The organism is Lysobacter enzymogenes, assembly GCF_017168095.1.
Classification (GTDB): Bacteria; Pseudomonadota; Gammaproteobacteria; order Xanthomonadales; family Xanthomonadaceae; genus Lysobacter; species Lysobacter enzymogenes_D.
In genome coordinates this window covers 1-2,115 of record NZ_LXSD01000421.1, presented here as the reverse complement: position 1 = coordinate 2,115, position 2,115 = coordinate 1, and the positions used below count along the sequence as shown (strand labels likewise).

Sequence of the window (2,115 nt, the reverse complement as noted above, 5' to 3'; positions counted from 1 at the left end):
CCGGGTCGCTGCCGGCGGGTGCGCCGAGTGTCGGCGCCCGCAGGCAATCCAGCGCGCCGGCGCGCGGCGCCAGCGGCTCGATCCGGTGCAGCCGGGTCAGTTCGGCGGCGAACGCGCGCTGCAACTGCTGCGTCTGCAGCGGCGACAGCGCCGGCCCGTCCAGGCGCAGGCGCTCGATGCTGAGCGACAGCGGCGCGGCGGCGGGCGCGCGGCTCATCGGAACTCGGCCTCGTTGACCGGCCGCTCGAGCTTGCGCAATTCGGTGCGCACCGCGTCGAGCAGGCGCGGCATGCCGACCGCGCCGCCGTCGCCGGCCGCGGCGAAGGCGGCATTGAGGGCGATGGAATGGATGTTGCCGCCGGACAGGTTGAAGCGCGCCAGGCGGTCGTAATCCAGGGGTTCGCACGGCACCCCCGGCGGCAGCGCGCCGCGCCACAGGCGCTTGCGCTCGCCGGGGCCGGGGAACTGGAAATTGACCACGAAGCGCAGCCGGCGCATGAACGCGGTGTCGAGCGAGCCCTTCATGTTGGTGGCCAGGATCGCCAGCCCCGAGAACGCCTCCATGCGCTGCAGCAGGTAGTTGATCTCGATGTTGGCGTAGCGGTCGTGGCTGTCCTTGACCTCGCTGCGCTTGCCGAACAGGGCGTCGGCCTCGTCGAAGAACAGGATCGCGCCGCCCTGTTCGGCGGCGTCGAACAGCTTGCGCAGGTTCTTCTCGGTTTCGCCGATGTACTTGCTGACCACGCCCGACAGGTCGATGCGGAACAAGTCCAGGCGCAGCTCGTTGGCGATGACTTCGGCGGCCATGGTCTTGCCGGTGCCGCTCTCGCCGGCGAACAGCGCGCTGATGCCCATGCCGCGGTTCATCCGCTCGGCGTAGCCCCATTGCTGGTAGACGCGGTGGCGTTCGCGCACTTGCGCGGCGATCTGGCGCAGCAGGCCGGTGGATTCCTCGTTGAGCACCAGGTCCGACCAGCGCGCCTTCGGCGTCAGGCGCTGGGCCAGCGCGTCCAGGCGCGCGGTGGACAGGCCGCGGCAGGCGTCCCAGGCCGAATCGCCGTCGCCCGCGGCCGCCGCGGCGGCGCGGATCTGGCCGAGGTTGAGCTGGAAATGGCCGGACAGTTCGGCCGCTTCGCGCTCGCGCGTCGGCTCGGCCGCGTCCGCCGGCGCGTCGTCGCCTGCGCGTTGCGGCAGATGCTGCAGCCACGCGTCGTGCTGTTCGGCCGCGCTCGGCAGCGGCGCCGGCGCGCTGCAATGGGCGGCGTCCAGCGCCAGCGGCGTTTCGCGCACGCCGAGGAAGCTCAGGCCGAGCGGATGGGCGAGGAACTGGCGCAGCGCCGCGGTGGCCTCGCCGCCGCCGTCGAGCGCGTCGGCGTCGATGTACAGCGCCACCGGCAGCAGCAGGCTTTCGCGCTGCCACAGCCGCGCCAGCAAATCGACTTCGGCGCGTTGCGTGGGCAGCGATTCCATCGGCAGGCGATACAGGTGGCGGCCGAGCGCCTGCGCCGCTTCGCAGGCGATGGCCTGGCGGCTGCCCGGATCGGTGCCGAGCAATTGCGCCACCGGCAGCGACGCGCCCGGCGCGGCCGCGCGCAGGGCGGCGAGGATGCGCTGCGCGCTGTCGCGCTGGCTCGGCGACAGCGGCGCCGGTTCGCATGGGCTCAGCACCGCCGACAGGCGTTCGTCGAGCAGGTTCAGGCCCTTGATGCAGGCGACTACGCGCTCGTCGGCGCGCAGCGCGGCGGCGGTCAGCGCCGGCGCGCCGGCCTGGTCGACCTGCAGCAGGTGCAGATAGCGCAGCGGCCGCTGCGGCGCCAGCGCGTCCCAGCTGGGGTCGTCGAACAAGCGCAGCGCCAGCGCGAAGGTCGGCACGCCGGGGCCGCCGCCCTGGGCCGCGGCGATCAGCGCCGGCAGCGAGGGGTCGAGTTCCATCGCCGCGCACAGCAGCAGGATGTCGGTTTCGAACGGACTCAGTCCGAGCCGTTCGGCCAATGCCCGCAAGGCCGGCGGCGAATCGGCGTGCGTGGCGCGCCGGCGCTGTTCGCAAGCGTCGGCGATGCGTTCGGCCAGCGCTTGCGGCGCCGGCAGCGCGGGTGCGGGCGGCGGCGCCGCGCG

The 2,115-nt window shown here is 73.6% G+C and carries 2 protein-coding genes; both read right to left on the bottom strand.

Annotated features, from left to right (window positions below):
- On the bottom strand, positions 1-217 hold a 217-nt coding region (locus tag A7A76_RS18405; protein ID WP_206412567.1), incomplete at its 3' end, for a hypothetical protein.
- Positions 214-2,115: ATP-binding protein (locus A7A76_RS18400; protein WP_206412566.1), on the bottom strand; the 1,902-nt coding region annotated here is incomplete at its 5' end. The genes A7A76_RS18405 and A7A76_RS18400, both read right to left, overlap by 4 nt.